This window comes from Synechococcus sp. A18-25c (assembly GCF_014280035.1).
Taxonomy (GTDB): domain Bacteria; phylum Cyanobacteriota; class Cyanobacteriia; order PCC-6307; family Cyanobiaceae; genus Synechococcus_C.
Map to the genome: position 1 here is coordinate 1,843,490 of NZ_CP047957.1, position 22,198 is coordinate 1,865,687.

The following is a 22,198-nucleotide window of genomic DNA, read 5'->3' on the forward strand; positions in this document are numbered from 1 at the left end:
TTCAAAAGCCAGATGGAATCGCGCTGATCACTTCTTGCCCACACCGAGCTCTTTGAGCTCACCAAGGAGATCACCGAGCACCTTCTTGGCATCACCAAACACCATGGAGGTGTTCACCAGTTCAAACAAATCGTTCTTGATGCCGGAGTAACCGGCACTCATGCCCCGCTTCACCACAAACACCGTGCGGGCCTGCTGCACGTCGAGCACAGGCATGCCGTAGAGAGGCGAATCGGGATCGTTCTTGGCCTGGGGATTGACCACATCGTTGGCTCCGAGCACGAGCACCACATCGGTGGCCGGGAACTCCGGGTTAATCACGTCCATTTCCTTGAGCTGCTCGTAGGGCACATCAGCTTCTGCAAGCAACACGTTCATGTGACCTGGCATGCGACCTGCCACCGGGTGAATGGCGTAATCCACCTGAATACCAGCCGCTTCAAGCGAACGAGTCACTTCCCGCAGCGTGTGCTGAGCCTGGGCCACTGCGAGGCCGTAACCAGGCACGATCACGACGCGCTCCGCCGCCTCGAGGGTGAGCGCACACTCCTCAACACTGCAGCTGGTGATGTTGGTGTATTCACCACCACCGCCACCGGAGGACGCACTGGCGCCGAGTGCACCGCCGAACAGCACCGAGACCAACGAGCGGTTCATGCCGTTGCACATCACCTGCGTGAGGATCAGTCCCGCTGCACCGACCATGGCGCCCGCCACGATCAGCAGCTGACTGCCCACCACGAAACCGGCTGCAGCAGCGGCCACACCGGAGTAGCTGTTCAAGAGCGAAATCACCACGGGCATGTCAGCGCCGCCGATCGGCAAGGTGACACCAACACCCAACAGACCCGAGGCCACCACAAGCAGGGTCAGCGCCTGGGTGCCGCTTCCATCGGCAATCAGCTTGATGGCAGCAACAAGAGACGCCACGGCGAGCGCGATGTTCACCGCATGACGGGCCTTGCTCTGCATCCAACCTGGGGTGGACAACCAGCCCTGGAGCTTGGCCATCGCCACAATCGAGCCCGTGAATGTGATCGCACCCACGAACACAGAGATGGCGATGGACACCACGGCCACCAGCCCGAACGCATCCAATTGCGTGGGGTAAAAAGCAGCAGCGAGAGCCACCAGCAATGACGACATGCCGCCGCAGCCGTTAAACAAGGCCACCGTTTCGGGCATGGAGGTCATCGGCACCCGCTGCGCGGTGATGGCACCACAAACACCACCAACGGCCGTGCCGATGATGATCCAGATCCAGGCCGCTGCACTGATGCCAGACGTCCCGAAGGAGTTGATCAACAACCCGAGAACGGCCAGGCCCATGGCCACCGCAGCCAATTGGTTGGCGCTGCGAGCCGAGCGAACTTTGGAGAGACCCTTGATCCCGAGAGCCAGCAGCAGAACCGCCACCAACTCAACGGCGTATTTCAGAAAATCCATCAGCGGTTCTCCTTGCGGGCGGGCTTACGGCTGAACATGGCGAGCATGCGATCGGTGACCAGGAAGCCGCCGATCACATTGAAAAGAGCAAATCCCAGTGACACCGAACCCAGAATCAACAGAACAGGGTTGTCACCGGAACGGATGATGGCGGTGAGTGCAGCCAGCACCGTGATGCCTGAGATGGCATTGGCGCCGCTCATCAGAGGTGTATGCAGGGTGGGAGGCACCTTGCCGATCAGTTCGAGGCCCAGGAGGCTGCCCAGCAGCAGCACCCAGAGGAACTCCACAAAGCTTGTATCCATCAGTTGGCTCCTGGGGTGAGAACGTCACTGCGACGGATGGTGCCGTCCTGACTGATCAGGCATCCGGCAATCAGCTCGTCCTCCGTGTCGAGGGTCAGCTGTCCATCGCTGAGGGTGGGCTGAAGCAGAGCCAGCAGATTGCGTGCGTAGAGAGCGCTGGCGTGATTGGGCACGGTGCAGGGCAGGTCATTGGCACCGATCAGCTTCACGCCATTGCGATCAACCGTCTCGGATGGAACCGTGTCGGCGCAGTTGCCGCCCTGGGCCACCGCAAGGTCCACCACGACCGATCCCGGACGCATGCGATCCAGCATGTCTTCACTGATCAGGCGCGGTGCACGGCGACCCGGCACCTGAGCTGTGCAGATGGCCACATCCGCTTCGGCCAGCTGATCCGAAAGCTGCTGACGTTGTGCAGCCAGGAACGCATCAGAGGCCTGCTTGGCGTAACCACCGGACTCAGCGGGCTTGTCCTCCATTTCCGGAGGATCGATGAAGCGGGCACCGAGGGACTCCACCTGCTCTTTCACAGCAGGTCGGATGTCGCTGACATACACAACAGCACCAAGTCGGCGTGCCGTAGCCACGGCCTGCAGACCGGCCACACCGGCGCCGAGCACCACGACCCGAGCAGGTTGCACAGTTCCCGCCGCTGTCATCAACATCGGGAAGTAGCGGTCGAGCGCTGCCGAAGCGAGCAGCACCGATTTGTAACCAGCGATGTTGGCCTGGGATGACAACGCATCGGCGGACTGAGCCCGGCTGATGCGAGGTAACAGTTCCAGAGCCATAGCTGAAAGGCCACAGCGCTTCAGGGCTCCGTCTAGCTCGCTGTTGGCGTAAGGCGCCAGCAATCCCACCAGCAGTGCACCTGAGCGCAAACGCCCCAAGGCGTCAGCAGTTGGGGATTGAACGCACAACAACGCATCCGCTTGAGACCAGGCAAATGCGTCTGCGACGGGCACCAGCTCGGCACCGCACTCGGAGTACGTTTCATCGAGATAACCGGAAGCCAGACCCGCACCCTGTTCGAGCACGACCCGGCAACCGAGCGCCGTGAATTTCTTGACGGTTTCCGGAGAAGCCGCAACGCGGGTTTCGCCCGCTGCGCTCTCCACCGGGATCAACAGATTGGGCAAGATTGGGATGCCGCCGACCCACGACAGGTTACGAGGTCGCCTGAACAAGAGCCTGCATCTTTTCTGAAGATGCTTCTCCACCACTGAAGCTTTGGCTAAGGAGAGGGTCCTGTCTTCAGCAGCATGGGACTTACTGCAATCGAATGTCCGGACGGCGTCTGCCATAGCCACCACGGCGGTCATGCCGTGGAACGTCAAGCCATGGAACAACTGCTGGCCGACCACGGCCGCGAATGGTGCGAAAGATTGGCGGAACGCATCTACGAAATGTCGGTTGACACCTTTTCACAAACGGTGATGCCGAGCCTGCATGCGTCAGGCTGGCAGCGCCGTCATTTGGACTGGGAATTCAAGCTTCAGGAGCTGGATTCCGAACCGGATCGAACGCTGGTCGACGGGATCATCAATGCCACGGAAAGCTTCCTGCGCAGCAGTGAAGTGCATCGACTGTTCATCCAGGAGCTTGTTCAAGGGACTTTTGACGAAGCATCCGACGATCACCTGCGCAGTGAAGCGGTGCGTGAGTTGATCGAGCATGAGATTCTCACCCTGCTGGAGGAGAAGCGTGATGTGCTGACAGAACGCCTCAGCGCTCGGCTTCTGGAGCGGGCCGGAGGACGGATGGATCGCGCTCAGCAGGCCGCTCAAGACGGATTCATGGATGTGGAACGCCTGCTCTGCAATCACACGGAAGCTCTCTGAATTCCGCTCGCTGACGTCCACCCAAATCGTTGTCAAATCGAGGAGACGCTTCAGAAGATCGGCTGAAGCTCCTCCTCGATGGCGATTGCCTGCCCGGGCAGGTCCTGGCGACGCAGCCACCGAACGCGGAGAATCATGGGATCCAGGTCACAGTCAAGAGACCAGCAACGCTCCAGGCATCGGTGGGACTCAGGTCCGGAGGATGATCGGGTCCGACATCTGGCCATGGCGGCACGGTCGCGAGACCAAGGGGCGATGGTCGGAAGGTAAAGGTGGCGCAGACGTTTGAAATGGTTAGAAAGACCTAACTTTCAGCGTTGCTATCGACACACCGTCTTTTGCCCTTGGCGCCAAGCCCCAAGGTCACTCCATTCGCCCCAGGGAATGGCAGCAGCAGCTGACTCAGCTGCTCCGCAGACGGCTGCAACCCGAGATCCATGCAGCCCGGGATGTGCTGATCCATGCGGGTCCTGGAGCAGGCAAAACACTGGGCGCCTTGCTGGCGTTCCAGGCGATGCAACAGGAACAGCGACTCGAGCACATCCTGGTCTTCTGCCACCGCACCTCCATCCTCAGCCAGTGGCAAAGCGCCGCAGCTCGAGTGGGACTGACGCTCGAGCTGTGGTCGGGACCGGACCAGCTGAACAGTGAAGCTGATGGCTGGCTCGTCAGCTATCAGGGAGCCGGTCGACAGCAGCAGGCGTTGTCAGCCGAACTCCAACGATGGAACGCGGAAACACTTCTGGCCATCGCGGATGAAGCCCATCACCTTGGCGTCGACCCTGATGAACCGGATGGGCCCGTCTGGGGTCAAAGCTTTCTGGAACTGAGTAGCCGTGCGCGGTTGCGCCTCGGCTTGACCGGCACCCCCTTTCGCGCCGACAACCTGGCCTTCTGTGCAGCCCGACGGGTGCGCGTCGAGGAACAGGGACAACTGGTGGAACAGATTCATCCGGATCTTTCCGTTGAACCGAGGGAACTGATTGCAGCAGGAGATGTTCGACCCCTGGAGTTCCGCTTTCAGGACGGCTGGGTGGAGCACGGCCAGGAGGGCATCCCAGACCGAGAGGTCTCACCGTTGTCGGCCGAACAGCGTGAAAGCTGGCGAGCTCGCAATCTGCGCCGCGCCATTCGTTTATCCGATCGCAGCAGCATTGCGCTGCAACTGCTGCTGCGGGCCCGCAAACAACTCGAGAAGGTGCGCAACAAGCACCCACGCGCCGGCGGTCTCGTGATTGCACGCGATATCGAGCACGCGCGCGCCATCACCTTGCTGCTGGAGGAAGAGGGCGACCGGGTGGATTTCGTGCACTCGCAGGACCCCGATGCCGCTGCACGCTTAAGCGGCTTTCAGACCGGCCCGGCTGACTGGTTGGTGAGCATCGACATGTGCGCAGAGGGCTTTGATGCCTCTCGCATCAGAGTGGTGGCCTACCTCACCACAGTGGTGACCCGCAGCCGGTTCGTGCAGGGCATCACGCGTGCGGTGCGGATGTGCGGCGAACGGGCAGGCCTGGAATCCATTCCACGCGAACCCTCGTATGTGTTTGCGCCAGCAGATCCACTCCTCATGCAGTACGCGCGCAGCTGGTCGCTCTCTGAGCCTTATTGCATCGCCGTTCCGGCAGTGGCTGACGATCAAGACCGGACCGACAACGGAGGCTCCTGGCGAGGGCCGAGCTTGCCGATGGAGGCGGTTGAGGATGGAGCCGGAGCAGTCATTCGCATGAAAACTCCGGAATTACCCAGTTTTTTGCAGCGTTGAAAACATTTGTGCGCCAAAAAAAATGCGACGTTTAGCGAATTCAGGGCTGATGACGACCCATCAGCAATCAACCTGGCCACCATCTGGGAGACCGTCATGGATGCAGCTCTTGAACGTCGCGTCAGCGTTGCCACCTGCTGGGCATCCACCCGGATCGCTGTTCTCGACAGTGCTGAGCGCTACGAGGATAGTTACGCGCTGACCGAAGAATTCCGAGAATGGATCACTTGCCTTGGGGAACATCCAGAGCTGCTTGAGGACTCAGTGATGAGCGTTCAACAGGCTCCTAACAAAAGCAAGCACCAATACTTCGGCACTGCACTTGAGGACAGCTAAGAATCTAAAGACAATATTAAGCGCTGGAAGTCGAAGCTCCACGCTGTTCGTCTACTTTTTACTCACCAATAAGGTCTTCGCGGTTTCAAGGTCTTGGCTCCCGGAGCCGACCGTCGCGGCCTTAGAGTTAACTCATAGTCACTCCGCATAAGCCATGGCGGTCGAAAATCTGGTGATTGTGGGGTCTGGACCCGCCGGATACACCGCTGCGATCTACGCCGCACGAGCCAATCTGAGCCCCTTGCTGATTACAGGATTCCAGCGGGGAGGCATTCCTGGCGGACAGCTGATGACGACCACGCACGTGGAAAACTTTCCCGGCTTTCCGGACGGGGTGTTGGGTCCTGATCTGATGGATCTAATGAAAGCTCAGGCCAGCCGCTGGGGCACTCGCTTGCTGGAGGCCGACGCTGATGCCATTGATCTGAGCCAGCGCCCCTACCGCATCCAATGCGATGGTCAGACGATCGAAACCCATGCTCTGATCATCGCCACAGGCGCCAGCGCCAATCGCTTGGGACTTCCCAACGAGGAGCGCTTCTGGAGCCAGGGCATCAGTGCCTGCGCCATCTGCGACGGAGCCACCCCTCAGTTCCGCAACGAGGAACTGGCCGTGGTGGGCGGCGGTGACTCGGCCTGCGAAGAAGCTGTCTATCTCACCAAATACGGCAGCCACGTACACCTCTTGGTGCGCTCGGATCGACTGCGTGCAAGTGCCGCCATGGGTGATCGCGTCCAGGCAAACCCTCAGATCACGGTGCACTGGAACACTCAGGTGCTGGACGCGACCGGAGACGATTGGCTGAAAGGCTTAATGCTGCTTCGCCGCGATAGCGGCCTCGAAGAGCACCTTCCGGTGAGCGGCGTGTTTTACGCCATCGGCCACACGCCCAACACAGACATCCTGGAGGACCAGCTCAAGTGTGATTCCAAGGGTTATCTGATCACCCAGCCAGGTCGGCCTGAAACCTCGATGGAAGGCGTGTTCGCCGCTGGTGATGTGGCTGATGCTGAGTGGCGCCAAGGCATTACGGCTGCCGGGAGTGGCTGTCAGGCCGCCCTTGCAGCCGAACGGTGGCTCAGCCACAACAACCTGGCTTCACTGGTGACACGGGAACAAACCGAACCCGCCTCGGCTGAGACACCGCAAGCAACGGTTGAAACCACCGAATCCACCTACGACCCTTCGGCCCTTTGGCAGAAGGGCAGCTACGCACTGCGGAAGCTGTATCACGACAGCACCAAACCCTTGCTCGTGGTGTACACCTCCCCCAGCTGTGGTCCATGCCATGTGCTCAAGCCACAGCTCAAACGGGTGTTGGATGAACTCTCAGGCGCTGCACAAGGGATTGAAATCGACATCGAAGCCGACCAAGCGATCGCTGAACAGGCCGGTGTGAATGGAACTCCAACCGTGCAACTGTTCTACGACAAGGAACTGAAGCAGCAGTGGCGTGGTGTCAAGCAGCGCAGCGAATTCAAGGATTCGATCCAATCACTGCTGGTCGAGCGCTGAGGCTCAGCGACGGCGTGGACCACCGGGACGGTTGCCACCCGGACGACCACCGGGAGCGCCTGCGTTGCGTTCCCGGTAAGTAATCCGACCACGGGTGAGGTCGTATGGGCTGATCTCAACCAACACCTTGTCGCCGGCGAGCAACTTGATGCGGAACTTGGTGAGCTTGCCAGCAGCACGGCAAAGGCATTGGTGACCTGCGGGCTGCTCCAGAGTCACAAGGTAGAACCCATTGCCCTGTTCTTTCTCGATCACACCCGAGGTTTCAATCATGCGCCGGCGTTGACCTGACAAAACACACCAACATTTTAGAAGGCCATCCGCTCCCGAATCATCCCCATGCGCAAGGTCATCTCCCTAGGGTCACGCAGCGCAACGACACCGCGATGATTCTTCCTCCCCTTTCCATGGATCTGGGGCTTCTGATGATTTCCATCGGTGCTGTCAATCTCTGGCGAGCCCGTCAGAAATCCACCTAATCTTCGAAGAAACGCCCCATCACTGTGTCCGAGTCAGCCCTTGCCGCATTTGCTGCCCTTGTGCAGTCCGACTCCCAGGTTCGCGAACAGGTGCGTCAAGCTGCCACCCCAAAGCACGTGGTGGATCTCGCGAAAGAGCAAGGTCACGAGTTCACTCAGGCAACGATGATGAAAATGCAGGCTGATCGGATGCAGCACATGCATGACGATCACATCAACGATGCCTCCAGCTGGGGTGAAGCTCTGTTGATTTGCTTCGGTGATCACTCCTGACGCTTCTTTTGCATAAGCCCTTCGGGGTTCTGAGCCAGTTCACATCAGAACCAAACAGTCGCTGGGATTCTCTGGCTGATTGGGTTGACGTCCCTGGGGTCTACCCGGCCGGCCGATTGGATGCAGACAGTGAGGGGCTTCTATTGCTCACAGCCAACGGCCGTCTTCAACAACGCTTGACGGATCCCCGGTTCGGTCATTGGCGCACGTATTGGGTGCAAGTGGAGGGAACACCGATTCCCTCTCAACTGGAGGCACTGCGTCAGGGCGTTGTTGTTCAGAAACAGCGCACGCGACCAGCGCGCGTTGAACCTCTGACCACCGCATGCTGGCAAGCATTGCCAGAACGCGAGCCCCCGATCCGCACACGGCGAAGCATTCCAACCACGTGGCTGAAGATCAGCCTCACCGAAGGACGCAATCGTCAGGTCCGGCGCATGACAGCCACCGTCGGGCTGCCCACCTTGCGGCTGATTCGCCACAGCGTGGACTTGATGGATGGCGGCCCACCACTCAGCCTAGACAACCTTGGTTCAGGAGAATGGCGAGCCGTCACTGCCAATGAACAGGATCGCCTCATGGCTCTGCTCAAGCGGCCGGCAAGGCACCGATCAACGTCACAGCCCTGAATTCAATCCCCTCCACAACTCGCCAGGGCTGATCGGAGCGATCGGCGTAGGTCACATCCTCAAAACCGAGTGCACGGAAATCAGCCAAGAACGCCTCTTCTTGCCAGGCACCACTAATGCAACCGCTCCAGAGCTCTGCATCCCGCTGCAAATGATCGGGGACGGGTCGATCGCAGACGATGTCGCTGATCGCAACACGACCACCCGGGCGCAGCACTCTGCGGATGTTGTGCAACAGGGATGTCCTCGCCGAAGGATTCACCAGGTTGAGCACACAGTTGCTCAACACGACATCGACACTGGCGGTGGCGATTAGCAGTTCGCCTGCAGCCGTGGGTGCATCCAATGACTCAATGGCACCTTCAACAAAGCGAACGTTGTCGTAACCCACCGTTTCGGCCACCACCGGAGCAGCTTGACGCGAAAGCGCCAGCATGTCGGCGTTGCGATCCACACCGATCACAGCACCGGATGGGCCCACAACCTGAGCACAAATAAAGGCATTCTTGCCACTGCCACTGCCGAGATCGAGAACGGTGTCACCAGGCTTGACCCATCCTGTCGGATCCCCGCAGCCGTAATCGCGCTCCACTACCGCCTCAGGAATGACGGCAAGCAGAGAGGTGTCAAAGGCGACAGGCGTGCAAAGACAAGCCTCCTGCTCTTGCGCTGCCGCGCCGTAACGCGCCTCGACAGCCTGCGTCTGATCCAGGGATGGACCACAACATCCTTCGCTCATCAGCTCAGTACCTCCTGCAATTCACGCACGGTCGACCATTGACCGTAGTAGTAGTTGGCGCTGGCACGGCGGTCGTTGTCCTCCAAGCTGTCGAAGGCATCGAAACCGATGCTGCGCCAGAGGTCATGACCACAGGCGCGATCGAGCTCGGTTTCCGCTTCACGAGCGAGGTTGTCGAGACGACGCTGCAGATTTTTGACTTGAGCGGCGGACATCAACAGGGAGCATCAGAACGCCACCTTAACGAAAACCAGTACAAATCAACTAGACGAATTGGCGAACGCTTGGATCAGAATGGCAATTTTTTCTTGGCGTCCTTGTCGAGATCGGCCTCCATGGCGCGCAGGCGCTTCAAGATCGTGTCGTAGTACTCGCGGATGTACTCCTCCAGGCCCGTGATCTCTTCCGGATCAATCTCAAAACTGGTGTAGGTCTCGTCCATCGGGGCACTCAAGCTTCCCCCGCCACCCGTCACGGCCGCGAAAGCCAAACGCTCTGCCACATTCACCGCAGGCTCAAAGAAGGAGCAGATCCCTGCCGTGAGATCCAGTAACGCGGGGGGAACACGAAACACGCGGGCTGATTTTCCGGAGGCCAGCTCACAGAGCTGAACCACCTCACCGGTGTTCCATGCCTTGGGCCCCACCACTGGAAAGGTTTTGCGAATGGTGTGGGGATGATCGAGAGCAGACACGGCAAATCGCGCCATGTCCTGGGTGTTCATGTAAGCAATTGAGGTGGGACTGCCGCTCACCCAAACGGTCTGGCTCTCGAGAACGGGGATCGCAAACTGACTGATGACGCCCTGCATGAAGGCAGCGCCTTGAAGCACGGTGTAGTCCAGCTCGGACTCCCGGAGCAGCTTCTCGGTGCAGTACTTGATGTCCATCAGAGGAACATCACGGTGCTTGTCCGCATCCAGCAGCGAAAGGAATACGAGGCGTTTCACGCCCGCGCGTTCACAGGCTCTTAGCAGATTCAGCTTTCCGTCCCAGTCCGTCTCGTAGATGCTCCTGGGGTCGTCCGGGCGACTGGTGGCTGCATCGATAACGGCGTCGACGCCATCCAGGGCGTAGTCAAGACTCGCCGGCTCTAACAGATCACCGCGGGTGAGCTCGACCCCCCATTCCTGAAGGAATGAAGCTTTCCTGGGGGTGCGCACCATGCAACGAACGTCGTGCCCCTGATCGAGAGCCCTGCGGGCGATCTGCCGACCCAGGGTTCCCGTTCCACCAACCACCAGGACCTGCATAGGCTCTCAAAGGCAAGGTGGGAGCTTAATGGTGCTCCCTGCACAAACGAGGATCAGTCTTTCTGAAGCTTGAGCAACAAGGCACCACCCGCCAAGCCCACGGGGATCAGCACCCAAAAAATTGCTGCTGTTCCGAAAATCTCCGAGGCCATTGAGCTGGGGTCACGATCGACACCCATTTAAGGCCCCTCAGCCGCCAGATCGACGCACTGCTGTAACAACACGGCCAATGGCGCATCCGTACGCAGCTGTCCTGCCATTACGCCACTCGCGTGGGCATGGTGCCCCTGGGTCCGCAAGGCCGCAACAAGCGCCGCCAGCGCAGGCGGTCCGCCGATGCCAAGACGCTTGGCCAGTTCTGCCGTAGACCAACAGCAAACAGGCTGCCCGGCATCCTGCTGGAGACGCTGCAGCAAGTTCCGGCCCGCTGGCGAGAGTGATCCAGGCAGCAGAGGATCAAGATCGAGCAACGCTTGCAACTGCAACGGTGACTGCAAAGGACCGGTCCAGAGCGGCCCCGTCACCGCCCAACGGCCCAAACCGTCCTCGCAGGCACAGGATCTCCAACCGGAGAGCTTGAGCAATGACTGCACTGACTGATCACCGCAGCGCTCGCACCGCGCCAGCAGACCCAATTGCTCCTCCTCCCGTGCTGAGGCCCGATGCCGCAAGCGCACCGCCAGTCGAAAGGTGCGGCCATCGCTGAAACAGGCAACTGGCTCAACACCGCGCCCCAGCAACCAAGCCTCCCGGGCAATCGCGGCCAGCTGCAGCCGCAGCGCCAGTTCCCAACTCGCAGGATGGGCACGCGCCGCTGCGCCAAAGCGTCGGATCGCGGCTGAGCGGTCATGACCGGTGGGTGAACGTCCATCCGTGCTGGCCACGATGAGCACACCGCCAAAGCGCAGCACAGCAAGGGCCGACTGCAGCAGCACATTCGGGCAGCCAAAGGCGTCGAGATCGACCAGATCAAAGAAGCTCTGATCGAGGTAGGCCTGACGCAAGAGCCGTTCAGCAGCCAAGTGGCTCGTGCGCAACGTCAACCCTGACGCGCTGCGCAGTGGCTGAAGATTTGCCGCCAGCAGAGAACCCCGGTCAGGATCAGCGTCATTGACCCATAGCTCCACCTGTTGTTGAGCGATCTGCCGGGCCTCCAGCCCCCAGCGCAGGCCTCGGATGCCGCAACCGGCCATCAAATCGAGCCACCGCAGGGGCCGCTGCGCTTGAGAGACCTGCAAGGCAGCCAGAAGCACCGAAAGATCCCTTGACGGACGCGATTCCCGACGAAAGAAGCCGTCGCCGATCTGCAGGCAGGCTGCCCCTTCGCGATAGTGAAGATCCGGTGATTTCAGCGCGTGCAAGCAACCGCTTTCCAGCCTGCCTCCATGGGTGCCGACTGGGGTGAAGCGGGGGAGTGGAACTGGATGGGCATGCGCTGCCACTGGCGCGTGCTGGGACCTGCGGATGCACCCGCGATGGTGCTGGTGCATGGGTTCGGGGCTAGCAGCAGCCATTGGCGCCACAACGCCCATCCGCTCATGGAGGCGGGCTACCGCGTGTTCAGCCTTGACCTCCTTGGTTTCGGTCGCTCCCATCAGCCTGGGCTCAGCGCCGGATGCACCCTCAACAACCGCCTCTGGGCGCTTCAACTCGCGGCCTTTCTGCGTGAGGTGGTCCAGAAACCTGCCGTACTGGTGGGTAACTCACTGGGAGGCCTAACAGCACTGACAACAGCAACCCTGGCTCCGCAGCTTGTCCAAGCGGTTGTGGCGGCACCGCTGCCAGACCCGGCCCTGGTTCAACCCGCTCGCCAGCGTCCACCTCGCTGGCTGCGACGCCTGCAAAGGGTGTTGGTGCGTACGACGTGTCGGCTGCTCCCCCTCGAACTGATTGTTCCCTTGATCAGTCGCACACCGCTGTTACGTGTTGGACTCCAAGGTGCCTATCAACGCTCAATCCGCGACGACAAAGAGTTGCAGCGGTTGATTGCCCAACCCGCACGACGGCTATCAGCCCCACGCAGCCTGCGATCGATGAGTGTGGGCATGGCCCTACGCCCTCCACAGATGACAGCACCCAGGTTGCTGGAACGTTTGCGCAACCGACACGATGCCCCTCCAGTGCTGCTGCTGTGGGGACGCCAGGACCGTTTCATCCCCTTGCTGATTGGTGAAAGCGTCCAGCAGCAACACCCCTGGTTGGAGCTGAAGGTGCTCGAGAACACAGGCCATTGCCCCCATGACGAGACGCCGGACGCTTTCCATCAAGAGCTTTTGCACTGGCTGGACCGTAATTTGGGTGAGACACGACGCGCATCCGGGATCGAGCACCAGGCATGAAGCACACCTTGTCGGTCCTGGTCGAGGACGAATCTGGCGCTCTCAGCCGCATAGCCGGCCTGTTCGCCCGCCGAGGGTTCAACATCGACAGCCTGGCTGTCGGACCAGGCGAAGAGGCTGGACGCTCACGGCTAACCATGGTCGTCGAGGGCGACGAACAGACCGTCCAGCAAATGACCAAACAGCTGGACAAATTGGTCAACGTGCTTCAGGTGCTGGATCTGTCTCAACGGCCTGCCGTCGAGCGTGAACTGATGCTGATGAAGGTGTCAGCACCGGCACCGCAACGCAGCGGCATTCTTGAACTCGTTCAGGTGTTCCGCGCCAAGGTGGTGGATGTCGCCGACGACGCGCTCACATTGGAAGTGGTGGGTGACCCCGGAAAATTGGTGGCTCTGGAACGTCTGATGGCTCCTTACGGCATCATCGAGATTGCGCGGACCGGCAAGGTCGCGCTTGAGCGTGCCTCAGGGGTGAACACCGAATTGCTCAAAGCCTCCATCAGTGGCGGGCGCGTACCCGCCTGACGGACATCATCGCTGGGATCAGATTCAAAGACCGGGCGTCAGAACCGTCGCTTTGATGATCGTGTCGTCCTGTCGGATCGCATCCACCACATCAAGCCCCTCGGTGACGCGACCGAACACTGCATAACGGCCGTCCAACTCAGGAAGAGGCTTGAGTGCGATGTAGAACTGCGCACTCGCTGAATCCGGCGCCTGAGAACGCGCCATGGCCAGAGCTCCACGCTCATGGGTCAGGGTCAGCTGCAGCAGTTCACTGGGATTGCTCACCACACGGCTGTAGCGCGGACGCTCATCTCCGCTGAATGACAATTCCAGGGGAATGAAGCGGGCCTGACCGGAGGAAGGGTCGATGAAGCTTCCTGTGCCGTATTGGCTCTTGGGTGTGGAGGCGTCACTGGAGGCCGGATCGCCGCCTTGAACGACAAAAGGGACGGGTTCGCGCACGACGCGATGAAACACGGTGCCGTCGTAAACGCCCCGTTTGGCCAGATCCAGAAAGTTGCCCGCAGTGACTGGGGCTGCATCACCGTCGAGTTCCAGGGTGATCGCACCTTTGCTGGTGGTGATTTCCACGGTGGCCTTCCCTTGCAGGCAAGGAGTGGATGCCTGTTCACAGCCCACCGGGATGGAAGCCGTGGTCTCGGCGGCGCAGCTCACCAGCAACGGAAGGCAGAGCGCCAAAGAGAAAAGAGCTTGAAGCGATTGCCGAACCACGTTGCGATCAGAGTCCTTCAAGATTGACCCCCAGAAAACGTGCCAGTTCAGCACCGTCTTGCTCGAGCTGCGCCAAGGGGAGAGGCTCACCGACGCGGGTCAGCGGCATGTCACGACGGCCTTGGACTCGCAGGGACACCCGACGGCGCGTGTTGAAACCATCACGAACCTCCACCTTTACGGCCTGGATGTCCTTGATGGGGATTTCAACACTGATGGGGCGGCGGAACCCGCGACGCGAAATGGTCACCAGCCCGGCTGACTTATCAAAACGGTTGGTACCTGCGCCCACATCAATGGCGATCACAGACCATAAGTAAGTGGCCAACAAGGCAGCAGCGATGCTGTAGAGCCCCATCACCAGTCCTTGGGGAACGAACACCAAGCCCGCAGGGTGCCCCAGCGGGAGCAGATCACGACCGAGGTAACTCGATAGAGAAGCGAACAGAAATCCAACACCGCCAATCGTGACCATGGCAGCCACTAAGACGTTGGAAAGTCGCCGGGAACCGACAACAGGTTGTTCGAGCAGATCAGCGGCCATCACAGCCCGGAAGCAGCGCCCATTGTGACCGCTGAAGCGTTGCGAGTGGCGATGTTGCGCAGCACTGCCACAAACCCTGTCAAAAAAGCGAAAGAAACCCCGAAGAAACGCTCGGATACAAGCGATTTCAGGTGAAGGAATTCAGCCCCGCAATGCCCGTCGAGATTGTTAAGGTCGCCGGGTATCCCACAGCCTGCGGGCAACCGCACCGTTCTCCTCTCATGACGATCGCTGTAGGACGCGCGCCACAGCGGGGATGGTTTGACGTCCTCGATGACTGGCTCAAGCGCGACCGCTTCGTTTTTGTCGGCTGGTCCGGCATCCTTCTCTTCCCGACGGCCTATCTGGCCATTGGTGGCTGGCTGACAGGCACCACCTTTGTCACCTCCTGGTACACCCACGGCATCGCCTCGTCGTACCTGGAAGGTTGCAACTTCCTGACTGCTGCTGTTTCAACCCCCGCTGATGCGATGGGTCACAGCCTCCTGCTGCTTTGGGGCCCTGAGGCCCAAGGCGATTTCGTGCGCTGGTGTCAGCTCGGCGGCCTCTGGGCCTTCGTGGCACTGCACGGTGCCTTCGCTCTGATCGGCTTCATGCTGCGTCAGTTCGAAATCGCACGTCTGGTCGGCATTCGTCCTTACAACGCCATCGCCTTCTCCGGTCCGATTGCGGTGTTCGTCAGTGTCTTCCTGATGTATCCCCTCGGCCAGAGCAGCTGGTTCTTCGCGCCCTCCTTTGGTGTGGCCGCGATCTTCCGCTTCCTCCTCTTCCTTCAGGGCTTCCACAACTGGACCCTGAATCCTTTCCACATGATGGGCGTCGCCGGCATTCTCGGCGGTGCACTGCTCTGCGCCATCCACGGCGCCACCGTGGAAAATACCTTGTTTGAGGATGGCGAGCAGGCCAACACCTTCAAGGCGTTCGAGCCCACCCAGGAAGAAGAGACCTATTCCATGGTCACCGCCAACCGCTTCTGGAGCCAGATCTTCGGGATCGCCTTCTCCAACAAGCGCTGGCTGCACTTCTTCATGTTGTTCGTGCCTGTGATGGGCCTGTGGACCAGCTCCATCGGCATCATCGGTCTGGCTCTCAACCTGCGCGCCTATGACTTCGTGTCCCAGGAAATCCGCGCTGCAGAAGATCCCGAATTCGAGACCTTCTACACCAAGAACATCCTTCTGAATGAAGGTCTGCGTGCCTGGATGGCACCGGCTGATCAGCCGCACGAAAACTTCGTCTTCCCTGAAGAGGTTCTGCCCCGTGGAAACGCCCTTTAATTCCGGTCTTATCGCCACTGGCGGTAAAGACCTCGACTCCACCGGTTACGCCTGGTGGTCTGGTAACGCCCGTCTCATCAACCTGTCCGGCCGTCTGCTGGGTGCCCACGTGGCCCACGCTGGTCTGATGGTGTTCTGGGCCGGAGCGATGATGCTCTTCGAGGTGAGCCACTTCACCTTCGATAAGCCCATGTACGAACAGGGATTGATCCTGTTCCCCCACGTCGCAACCCTCGGTTACGGCGTTGGTCCCGGTGGTGAGGTCACCGATCTCTACCCCTTCTTCGTTGTCGGTGTTCTGCACCTGATCAGCTCCGCCGTGCTTGGCCTAGGCGGCTTGTATCACGCCCTGCGTGGTCCGGAGATTCTGGAGAATTACTCCACGTTCTTCTCGCAGGACTGGCGTGACAAAAACCAGATGACCAACATCATTGGTTATCACCTCATTCTTCTGGGCGTCGGCTGCCTGCTGCTGGTCTTCAAGGCCATGTTCTTCGGCGGCGTTTATGACACTTGGGCCCCCGGTGGCGGTGACGTCCGCTTGATCACCAACCCGACTCTTGACCCGGGTGTGATCTTCGGTTACCTGTTCCGCGCCCCCTTCGGCGGCGAAGGCTGGATCATCGGTGTGAACTCCATGGAGGACATCATCGGTGGCCACATCTGGTTGGGCTTGACTCTGATCTTCGGTGGCATCTGGCACGTGATCACCAAGCCTTTCGGCTGGGTGCGTCGCGCCTTCATCTGGAACGGTGAGGCCTACCTGAGCTACAGCCTTGGCGCTCTGAGCTTCATGAGCTTCATTGCCTCGGCTTACATCTGGTTCAACAACACGGCCTACCCTTCGGAGTTCTACGGCCCCACCAACGCCGAAGCTTCCCAGGCTCAAAGTTTCACCTTCCTGGTGCGTGACCAACGCCTCGGCGCCAACATCGGCTCGGCCATGGGCCCCACAGGCCTCGGTAAGTACCTGATGCGCTCCCCTACCGGCGAGATCATCTTCGGTGGTGAAACCATGCGTTTCTGGGACTTCCGTGGCCCTTGGCTTGAGCCTCTGCGTGGTCCCAACGGTCTGAGCCTCGACAAGCTTCAGAACGACATTCAGCCCTGGCAGGTTCGTCGTGCTGCTGAGTACATGACCCACGCTCCCAACGCGTCGATCAACTCTGTGGGCGGCATCATCACCGAACCCAACTCGGTGAACTTTGTGAACATCCGCCAGTGGCTGGCTGCAACACAGTTCGTGCTTGCTTTCTTCTTCCTGGTGGGTCACCTCTGGCATGCCGGCCGCGCCCGTGCTGCTGCTGCCGGTTTCGAGAAAGGGATCGACCGCCAGGCCGAACCGACCCTCGCCATGCCCGACCTCGACTGATCATTCCGATCAGCCGATTCAGTTCCTCAAGCGATTGTCATTCACCCTCGCCTCAAGGCGGGGGTTTTTTATTGCAAGCCACGACCGCTGATCAGCGCACCCACTCCAGCCAACAGAAAATCGACTTGCTGCACAACGTGCTGGGGCGATGGCTGGAGTCCGGTGGTGTTTCCCTCAGAAACCCATATCCATGAGGGTGTGGCTCGCCGGTGGTTCATGGCGTTCTTGACCAGCCGAGGGCGGCGCCTGACCAGCATCAGCTCGACTCCGCTCTTCACTGGACTGCATGAAGTAATCCTGTTCAGCAGACAGATTCAATGCCGCTGAACTCGACTCTGTGGAATGCACCGACAACGGCTCCATTCCCGAAGCGTTGAGGGCCAGGGTTCCTGCGAGCAACAGTGCACCCGTGACCGGGAGAAGACAACGAAGCATGGCCAAAAGTGTGAGGAGGGGCCTGCCTTCGGATTAGCTACGGGCGTCAAAAAATGGCAATGCCGTTGCCGGCGGTGCGTCATGGCACAGACGACAACCATCGCCGCAACAGCGGAAGACTCAAACCGATCACATTGGAGTAGCAGCCATCAAGGCGCTCCACACAACTGCCACCACGGCCTTCAAGAGCGAAGCCTCCGGCACATTGCAGCGGCTCACCGCTGTTGACGTAAGCCTCAATCTCCTGATCGCTGAGGTCAGAAAACAGCACGCGGGTTGTCACGCAGGTCAGCTGCGGACTGAAGGAAGCGTTCGAGGCCGGTGCAAGCAGGCAATGCCCGGTGTGCAGCTCCCCCCAGCCGCCGCGCATGCGGCGCCAGCGCTCGGCCGCCTGTTGGGCATCCGCCGGCTTGCCGAACACCACACCGTTGAACACCAGCACCGAGTCGCACCCCAACACAACGGAGATGGCTGTGTCTGCCAGCTGCGTCGCCACCGCTTCCGCTTTCGCCTTGGCCAGCAGCTGAACCAACGTGGTGGGGTCCGAATTGTGGATGGTGGACTCATCCACACCGCTGACCTGCACCCGATGAGGGATGGCCGCTTGCTCAAGCAGACGACGTCGTGCCGGAGACGCAGAAGCCAACAGCAGCATGGAGCCCTCAATTCAGGAAGCTGACCACGAGAATGGCATTAACAGCCTTCACCAGGACCGGTCGCGTGATCCTTCAGGACCCCAGTGAGTTAACGCGGCACGCTCTGCAGAGAGCCCGTCAAGCCGTTCGTTGCTTGCCATTTCAGCGCAACTTTTACCGTCACCTGGAGTCGGGTGCCATGAGCAGTGGCGAACTGGTGGCTCTCGACGACTGGCCAGCCATGACGCGGCAACGGCTCAATGCCAGCCAGACCGAGGATCACCTGATCTGGCTGATTCAACTGGGGGTTCTGCGCAGGGAAGTGGATGGGCAGGGCCTGACCGAACGGGTGCGACTCACGCCGCTCGGCAGGGATGTGCTGATCAACTGGCCGGAGTCCATTCCCTCAGCTGGATTGACCCACCGACTGTTTCACTGGTGCCGCCGCCACCGCCCCAGATGGTGAGAGAAGTCCAATCGACAGCACGGACTGCAAACGATCATCACGAGTCACCTGATCGATCAAAGCAAGGCCGATTCCGGAGAGACCGGTGAAGCACCCCGGAAGCAACACGTTGCTGCCAGAGGTACCGAAGCATCGATACGATCCACCAAGACACCTTGCTCGAGCAATGGACTGATTTACCAGCCGCGACGAGCGCTCGATAGCCGCAGAGCGCAACGCCGCAGGCAACTGATCAGCCCAGGGCCCCTCCGCCACGATCCGCAACAGAGAGGCATTCCCCATCGTTCCGCAACAGAGGTGGTCCATCTCGGTAAAAGGGAACGCAGTCAAGGTTTGAAGGGCCGTGGTCATCTCGTCAAGGCAGATCGCATCCCAGAGAGGAGTACCAAACAAACAAGCGCGGCTGAGGGCAATGCCGGGTGCACCGTGGCACCAGGAGGTCATGAAGGTCGAGGGCTGGTCAGGTTTGTAGTCGCGATAATCGGGCCAATTGCCATGGTCGGCATCAAAACGCTCCCGCTCATAAGCCAAGGCGCGCGACGCCCCCTCGATGAAACGGGATTCACCCACACGCTGGCCAATCTTGACCAGCGCGGCGGCGAATCCGGCGGTGCCATGGGAGAACCCGAGCAGGGGGTGACGATCTAAACCACCCAAGGACCACCCCCCTTCCTCCTTTTGATGCAGCAGAAGCTGATCGCCACAGAGCAAAGCGCACTCCAAGGCCCGCGCCGAACCGTTCTCCAGAAGCGGGCCGATGAGACCAGCGACGCCTCCGATCACATCAAGGGTGAGATCAGACCGAATGTGATCTGGCAGCAGGGCAGAAATCAACGACGACTCCAGCTCTTGAAGCGACTCGCGAAGGTCTTGTTCGCTGGAGGCCGCCAGTTGCTGAAGACAAAGCAACGTGCCTCCACAGCCGCTCAACCCCAAGGCCTGATCGCGCCACCAACGCAAACGCATGCCATCACGAGTGGACTCCCCCATCTGCAGGAGGGGAGGCATCAAGGCCTTCAAGAGGTCAGACCGGGCAGCGTCTTCAGGGAAATGGGCCGCCAGCAGGGCGACTCCGGCCGTCCCGCCATAGAGCGAATTACCGACGGGGCCGAAGGAGAATTTTTCGCCATCACTACCGAGATCCATCCCCAACCAATCGACCAAGCCGTCGGCATCTCGGATGGCAATCTCTGCCAGACCATCCAGCAGGCGACCTGCTTCTAAACGCAACTGCTCAGGCGTCAAGACGGCAACATCAATCTCTTCGAGCGCGGGTGCCACCTCCTGCCAACCGTCCTCGCGGGTGACACGCGCGCGACTGGTGCCACGAATCAGCTGCTCCTGAAACTGAACCTCTACGGCATCCAACGTCTCAATCCGTTGCCGACTGGATTCAAGGCCACTGGTTTCAATGAAGTTTTCAACAGGTGCGAATCCATTGCTTAGGGGGAGGTCGTTGCCGTCGATTGCATGCACAAAAAAGGGAATATCAAGCCTTTCCATCTGGCGCACTTCCTCATCGAACACCGGCCAATGCTTGGGCTGATCGGTCGCCATCAGAAAACTGCGACTGAGCTGCTCCAGCACCAATCCCTGGCTCAATGGTGAACGCAGGGCCGCGGGCTCCAGTTGTTGACGCTGCAACGCGAAATAGACGCGGGTTGCCCTCAGCACGATGCGCCGCGGAAGACCACGGAAGCGTTCGAGCACACCGTTGGATCCGATCCAGTGATCACGGGTCTGTTCAAAAGCAAGGCACTGTTCACGAAAGCCTTCACAGAACACCTCGAGATGCCTGTTGAGCCCATTGGTTTCACCAAACCCCACCGGAAGGCTTGTGGGCACCTCAGAAGGGACCATGATGCGACCGGCCATCATTCCATCGCTGTTGAGACCCAACCAACCGGCGCTCTTCATGGTGGTGGAGGCGGGCGGAGCGATGCCAAGCGCACTGATATCAACAGCAGTCCGAGCCTGACCGATAAACATCCAGGTAGGCAGAAGACCAGAACGAAGAATGGAGTTCTGACAGCGTTTCTGGAGATCCGACTGATTCAGAGTGGTCTGATACTCCGACGCATCACTGATGTGATCCGTTAGATCGGCCTCCAGGAGAGTTTCCGTGTCAATCAACAACAGCTGATCACCACAAGCGATCAGGTTCTCGTGATGACAATCGGTACAACCGAGGAGATGCAAGACGGCCGTCAGACGACCCGCATTGCGATAGAAAAGCTTGAGTTCATCCTCTCCACGACAGAGACGATGTTCCACAAACTCCATGTAGCCGTAGTCATCACCGCAGTGAATGCTCAGTCTCCTCAGGGGGGGCAACGCAGTGTTGCGATTGAGATGGTCAAGAGCTTGTTGATACGCAAGGTCAACCCCCATGTCCTTGGGTTTGTAGACCAAGCGTGATGTGCTGTCGCCATCCGGGGTCGCAAAGGTCAGAACACTGACCGCCTGCCCTCCGTTATGGGGGTCACTCAAGCCCTGCTTGATGTGGATGAGTGCAGCCGTGGGTGCAATGCCGAAGGTCTGCTGCAAGGGGGCGACATCCGCATCAATCCTGCGCAGCATCCCTTCGTTGGACTGGCGCCAATACAGGCACACCAAACCGAGATACCGGCCCAGCACAGGGAAGGTCTTGAGCAAACCGTCCAATCCATCAGCACGATGGTGCCGAATGAAGCGCTCGTAGTACTCGCGCACCGGTGGTCCCTGACCATCGCCTCCCGCACCGAGGTGGGCCAGAAGCATCACACCAGGAGGTCGCAACAGGTTGAACTGCTCAAACAGCACCTGCTCAGAGACGCTGCAGAGTCGGCTCAAGAGTGATTGACCTAGAGCCTGAAAAGCGCCGTCGTTGAATGATCGCGTCTGCAAATCGGAAAGGCTGTCGCGCAGCCTGGCCACAGCATCGTCGACAACCGGCAGCCAGAGGTCTTGAAACGGAAGCTGCTGCGCGTCCGAATCCTCAGCGACGTAGGGATGCAGGGCACGATCGGGATCGGATCGCAACGCGGTCTGCAGCGCCTTCAGTTCATCCCACCAGGGTTCAATATCGGCTGCTTGTTCAGGCTTTGAGGCACGGGCCAAGACGCGAAGCAAGGTGTCCGCATCAAGGCCTGACCAAGCAAAGCGACGCGACAGCTTGTGGTCTTCTTGAGGTGCGATCGCGTCGAGCCAAGTTTGACCGAGGCCTTGCTGAAAGCCGTTGAGGTCATCACAGCTGACCGCTGAGTCGTTCGCTGGATTCTTCTCCGCTTGCAGTAGTTGATGCAAGGAAGGCCATATCTCCTTCTCGG

The 22,198-nt window shown here is 59.8% G+C and carries 26 protein-coding genes; 11 read left to right on the plus strand and 15 right to left on the minus strand.

Annotated elements, in window-relative coordinates; translation table 11 throughout:
- Positions 1-27 precede the first annotated feature (27 nt).
- From SynA1825c_RS10175 to SynA1825c_RS10185, 3 genes are read right to left on the minus strand one after another with little or no spacing between them, the layout of a single operon-like run.
- Positions 28-1,446, minus strand: a complete 1,419-nt coding sequence (locus SynA1825c_RS10175; RefSeq protein WP_186469188.1) for an NAD(P)(+) transhydrogenase (Re/Si-specific) subunit beta — start codon at positions 1,444-1,446, stop codon at positions 28-30.
- Complete coding sequence (locus SynA1825c_RS10180) at positions 1,446-1,751, minus strand: NAD(P) transhydrogenase subunit alpha (RefSeq protein ID WP_186469189.1); 306 nt, start codon at positions 1,749-1,751, stop codon at positions 1,446-1,448. Before SynA1825c_RS10180 ends, SynA1825c_RS10175 begins: the two co-directional genes overlap by 1 nt.
- Positions 1,751-2,869: an NAD(P) transhydrogenase subunit alpha gene (locus SynA1825c_RS10185; RefSeq protein WP_255478359.1), complete on the minus strand. Its 1,119-nt coding sequence runs from the start codon at positions 2,867-2,869 to the stop codon at positions 1,751-1,753. Before SynA1825c_RS10185 ends, SynA1825c_RS10180 begins: the two co-directional genes overlap by 1 nt.
- Positions 2,870-3,013: 144 nt before the next feature.
- Between SynA1825c_RS10185 and SynA1825c_RS10190 the strand changes: the two genes are divergently transcribed.
- Positions 3,014-3,592, plus strand: a complete 579-nt coding sequence (locus SynA1825c_RS10190) for an EF-1 guanine nucleotide exchange domain-containing protein (protein ID WP_186469191.1) — start codon at positions 3,014-3,016, stop codon at positions 3,590-3,592.
- Between the two features lie 304 nt (positions 3,593-3,896).
- Here the strand turns inward: SynA1825c_RS10190 and SynA1825c_RS13800 are convergent, their stop codons facing one another.
- The gene (locus SynA1825c_RS13800) at positions 3,897-4,055 is read right to left on the minus strand and encodes a hypothetical protein (RefSeq protein WP_370593745.1); all 159 of its coding nucleotides are present in this window, start codon (positions 4,053-4,055) and stop codon (positions 3,897-3,899) included.
- On the opposite strand from SynA1825c_RS13800, the gene SynA1825c_RS10195 reads away from it, so the two are divergent.
- The 3 genes from SynA1825c_RS10195 (at position 3,999) to trxB (ending at position 7,209) form a co-directional block, all read left to right on the plus strand.
- Positions 3,999-5,357, plus strand: coding sequence for a DEAD/DEAH box helicase (locus SynA1825c_RS10195; RefSeq protein ID WP_370593807.1), 1,359 nt, complete (start codon positions 3,999-4,001; stop codon positions 5,355-5,357). The genes SynA1825c_RS13800 and SynA1825c_RS10195 overlap by 57 nt on opposite strands.
- Positions 5,358-5,453: 96 nt before the next feature.
- Complete coding sequence (locus SynA1825c_RS10200) at positions 5,454-5,693, plus strand: hypothetical protein (protein WP_186469192.1); 240 nt, start codon at positions 5,454-5,456, stop codon at positions 5,691-5,693.
- Positions 5,694-5,847: 154 nt separating this feature from the next.
- Entirely contained in the window at positions 5,848-7,209 is a 1,362-nt protein-coding gene (gene trxB, locus SynA1825c_RS10205; RefSeq protein WP_186469193.1) for a thioredoxin-disulfide reductase, read from the plus strand.
- A gap of 3 nt (positions 7,210-7,212) precedes the next feature.
- Here the strand turns inward: trxB and infA are convergent, their stop codons facing one another.
- A complete protein-coding gene (gene infA / locus SynA1825c_RS10210) occupies positions 7,213-7,482 on the minus strand; it encodes a translation initiation factor IF-1 (RefSeq protein WP_006041809.1) in 270 nt (89 codons plus the stop codon).
- Positions 7,483-7,748: 266 nt separating this feature from the next.
- Here infA and SynA1825c_RS10215 point away from each other — a divergent pair, with 266 nt between their 5' ends.
- Both SynA1825c_RS10215 and SynA1825c_RS10220 read left to right on the plus strand, forming a co-directional pair.
- Positions 7,749-7,961 (plus strand): Nif11-like leader peptide family natural product precursor, encoded by a 213-nt coding sequence (locus SynA1825c_RS10215; protein WP_255478360.1) that lies wholly within the window; start codon positions 7,749-7,751, stop codon positions 7,959-7,961.
- A gap of 8 nt (positions 7,962-7,969) precedes the next feature.
- Complete coding sequence (locus SynA1825c_RS10220) at positions 7,970-8,590, plus strand: pseudouridine synthase (protein ID WP_186469195.1); 621 nt, start codon at positions 7,970-7,972, stop codon at positions 8,588-8,590.
- Here SynA1825c_RS10220 and SynA1825c_RS10225 read toward each other — a convergent pair.
- From SynA1825c_RS10225 to SynA1825c_RS10245, 5 genes are all read right to left on the minus strand, one after another.
- A complete protein-coding gene (locus SynA1825c_RS10225) occupies positions 8,550-9,329 on the minus strand; it encodes a methyltransferase domain-containing protein (RefSeq protein WP_186469196.1) in 780 nt (259 codons plus the stop codon). The genes SynA1825c_RS10220 and SynA1825c_RS10225 overlap by 41 nt on opposite strands.
- Positions 9,329-9,544, minus strand: coding sequence for a hypothetical protein (locus SynA1825c_RS10230; RefSeq protein WP_186469197.1), 216 nt, complete (start codon positions 9,542-9,544; stop codon positions 9,329-9,331). The genes SynA1825c_RS10225 and SynA1825c_RS10230 overlap by 1 nt, the downstream gene beginning before the upstream one ends.
- A gap of 74 nt (positions 9,545-9,618) precedes the next feature.
- On the minus strand, positions 9,619-10,581 hold the full coding sequence (locus tag SynA1825c_RS10235) for an NAD(P)H-binding protein (RefSeq protein ID WP_186469198.1): 963 nt from the start codon (positions 10,579-10,581) through the stop codon (positions 9,619-9,621).
- Between the two features lie 53 nt (positions 10,582-10,634).
- Positions 10,635-10,733: a cytochrome b6-f complex subunit PetM gene (gene petM / locus SynA1825c_RS10240; protein ID WP_007100308.1), complete on the minus strand. Its 99-nt coding sequence runs from the start codon at positions 10,731-10,733 to the stop codon at positions 10,635-10,637.
- Between the two features lie 27 nt (positions 10,734-10,760).
- Positions 10,761-11,942: a N2,N2-dimethylguanosine tRNA methyltransferase gene (locus SynA1825c_RS10245; protein WP_255478361.1), complete on the minus strand. Its 1,182-nt coding sequence runs from the start codon at positions 11,940-11,942 to the stop codon at positions 10,761-10,763.
- On the opposite strand from SynA1825c_RS10245, the gene SynA1825c_RS10250 reads away from it, so the two are divergent.
- Positions 11,937-12,920: an alpha/beta fold hydrolase gene (locus tag SynA1825c_RS10250; protein ID WP_255476928.1), complete on the plus strand. Its 984-nt coding sequence runs from the start codon at positions 11,937-11,939 to the stop codon at positions 12,918-12,920. The genes SynA1825c_RS10245 and SynA1825c_RS10250 overlap by 6 nt on opposite strands.
- Positions 12,917-13,447 carry an acetolactate synthase small subunit gene (gene ilvN / locus SynA1825c_RS10255; RefSeq protein WP_186469201.1) on the plus strand — a complete coding sequence of 177 codons (531 nt, stop codon included), beginning with the start codon at positions 12,917-12,919 and terminating at the stop codon, positions 13,445-13,447. The genes SynA1825c_RS10250 and ilvN overlap by 4 nt, the downstream gene beginning before the upstream one ends.
- A gap of 24 nt (positions 13,448-13,471) precedes the next feature.
- Here the strand turns inward: ilvN and SynA1825c_RS10260 are convergent, their stop codons facing one another.
- Together SynA1825c_RS10260 and SynA1825c_RS10265 are read right to left on the minus strand one after the other, a co-directional pair.
- A complete protein-coding gene (locus SynA1825c_RS10260; protein WP_186469202.1) occupies positions 13,472-14,161 on the minus strand; it encodes a peptidylprolyl isomerase in 690 nt (229 codons plus the stop codon).
- A 7-nt stretch (positions 14,162-14,168) separates the two neighbouring features.
- Positions 14,169-14,705, minus strand: a complete 537-nt coding sequence (locus SynA1825c_RS10265) for a photosystem I assembly protein Ycf4 (protein WP_186469203.1) — start codon at positions 14,703-14,705, stop codon at positions 14,169-14,171.
- A 221-nt stretch (positions 14,706-14,926) separates the two neighbouring features.
- Here SynA1825c_RS10265 and psbD point away from each other — a divergent pair, with 221 nt between their 5' ends.
- Together psbD and psbC are read left to right on the plus strand one after the other, a co-directional pair.
- Positions 14,927-15,982, plus strand: a complete 1,056-nt coding sequence (gene psbD, locus SynA1825c_RS10270) for a photosystem II D2 protein (photosystem q(a) protein) (protein WP_006041823.1) — start codon at positions 14,927-14,929, stop codon at positions 15,980-15,982.
- Positions 15,966-17,354: a photosystem II reaction center protein CP43 gene (psbC, locus tag SynA1825c_RS10275; RefSeq protein WP_186469204.1), complete on the plus strand. Its 1,389-nt coding sequence runs from the start codon at positions 15,966-15,968 to the stop codon at positions 17,352-17,354. Before psbD ends, psbC begins: the two co-directional genes overlap by 17 nt.
- A 174-nt stretch (positions 17,355-17,528) precedes the next feature.
- Here the strand turns inward: psbC and SynA1825c_RS10280 are convergent, their stop codons facing one another.
- Together SynA1825c_RS10280 and SynA1825c_RS10285 are read right to left on the minus strand one after the other, a co-directional pair.
- Positions 17,529-17,789 carry a hypothetical protein gene (locus tag SynA1825c_RS10280; protein WP_186469205.1) on the minus strand — a complete coding sequence of 87 codons (261 nt, stop codon included), beginning with the start codon at positions 17,787-17,789 and terminating at the stop codon, positions 17,529-17,531.
- A gap of 79 nt (positions 17,790-17,868) precedes the next feature.
- Positions 17,869-18,444 (minus strand): nucleoside triphosphate pyrophosphatase, encoded by a 576-nt coding sequence (locus SynA1825c_RS10285; RefSeq protein WP_186469206.1) that lies wholly within the window; start codon positions 18,442-18,444, stop codon positions 17,869-17,871.
- Positions 18,445-18,476: 32 nt separating this feature from the next.
- Between SynA1825c_RS10285 and SynA1825c_RS10290 the strand changes: the two genes are divergently transcribed.
- Positions 18,477-18,890 carry an Npun_F0494 family protein gene (locus SynA1825c_RS10290; protein ID WP_186469207.1) on the plus strand — a complete coding sequence of 138 codons (414 nt, stop codon included), beginning with the start codon at positions 18,477-18,479 and terminating at the stop codon, positions 18,888-18,890.
- Here SynA1825c_RS10290 and SynA1825c_RS10295 read toward each other — a convergent pair.
- The gene (locus SynA1825c_RS10295) at positions 18,831-22,175 is read right to left on the minus strand and encodes a type 2 lanthipeptide synthetase LanM family protein (RefSeq protein ID WP_222929995.1); all 3,345 of its coding nucleotides are present in this window, start codon (positions 22,173-22,175) and stop codon (positions 18,831-18,833) included. The two genes, SynA1825c_RS10290 and SynA1825c_RS10295, sit on opposite strands and share 60 nt — an antisense overlap.
- Positions 22,176-22,198: the final 23 nt, after the last annotated feature.

Coding starts and splice junctions, on each gene's coding strand:
- SynA1825c_RS10175 (WP_186469188.1), bottom strand. CDS start 1,446: ATGGATTTTCTGAAATACGCCGTTGAGTTGGTGGCGGTTCTGCTGCTG.
- SynA1825c_RS10180 (WP_186469189.1), bottom strand. CDS start 1,751: ATGGATACAAGCTTTGTGGAGTTCCTCTGGGTGCTGCTGCTGGGCAGC.
- SynA1825c_RS10190 (WP_186469191.1), top strand. CDS start 3,014: ATGGGACTTACTGCAATCGAATGTCCGGACGGCGTCTGCCATAGCCAC.
- SynA1825c_RS13800 (WP_370593745.1), bottom strand. CDS start 4,055: ATGGATCAGCACATCCCGGGCTGCATGGATCTCGGGTTGCAGCCGTCT.
- SynA1825c_RS10200 (WP_186469192.1), top strand. CDS start 5,454: ATGGATGCAGCTCTTGAACGTCGCGTCAGCGTTGCCACCTGCTGGGCA.
- trxB (WP_186469193.1), top strand. CDS start 5,848: ATGGCGGTCGAAAATCTGGTGATTGTGGGGTCTGGACCCGCCGGATAC.
- infA (WP_006041809.1), bottom strand. CDS start 7,482: ATGATTGAAACCTCGGGTGTGATCGAGAAAGAACAGGGCAATGGGTTC.
- SynA1825c_RS10225 (WP_186469196.1), bottom strand. CDS start 9,329: ATGAGCGAAGGATGTTGTGGTCCATCCCTGGATCAGACGCAGGCTGTC.
- SynA1825c_RS10230 (WP_186469197.1), bottom strand. CDS start 9,544: ATGTCCGCCGCTCAAGTCAAAAATCTGCAGCGTCGTCTCGACAACCTC.
- SynA1825c_RS10235 (WP_186469198.1), bottom strand. CDS start 10,581: ATGCAGGTCCTGGTGGTTGGTGGAACGGGAACCCTGGGTCGGCAGATC.
- petM (WP_007100308.1), bottom strand. CDS start 10,733: ATGGCCTCGGAGATTTTCGGAACAGCAGCAATTTTTTGGGTGCTGATC.
- ilvN (WP_186469201.1), top strand. CDS start 12,917: ATGAAGCACACCTTGTCGGTCCTGGTCGAGGACGAATCTGGCGCTCTC.
- SynA1825c_RS10265 (WP_186469203.1), bottom strand. CDS start 14,705: ATGGCCGCTGATCTGCTCGAACAACCTGTTGTCGGTTCCCGGCGACTT.
- psbD (WP_006041823.1), top strand. CDS start 14,927: ATGACGATCGCTGTAGGACGCGCGCCACAGCGGGGATGGTTTGACGTC.
- SynA1825c_RS10280 (WP_186469205.1), bottom strand. CDS start 17,789: ATGCTTCGTTGTCTTCTCCCGGTCACGGGTGCACTGTTGCTCGCAGGA.
- SynA1825c_RS10285 (WP_186469206.1), bottom strand. CDS start 18,444: ATGCTGCTGTTGGCTTCTGCGTCTCCGGCACGACGTCGTCTGCTTGAG.
- SynA1825c_RS10290 (WP_186469207.1), top strand. CDS start 18,477: ATGGCATTAACAGCCTTCACCAGGACCGGTCGCGTGATCCTTCAGGAC.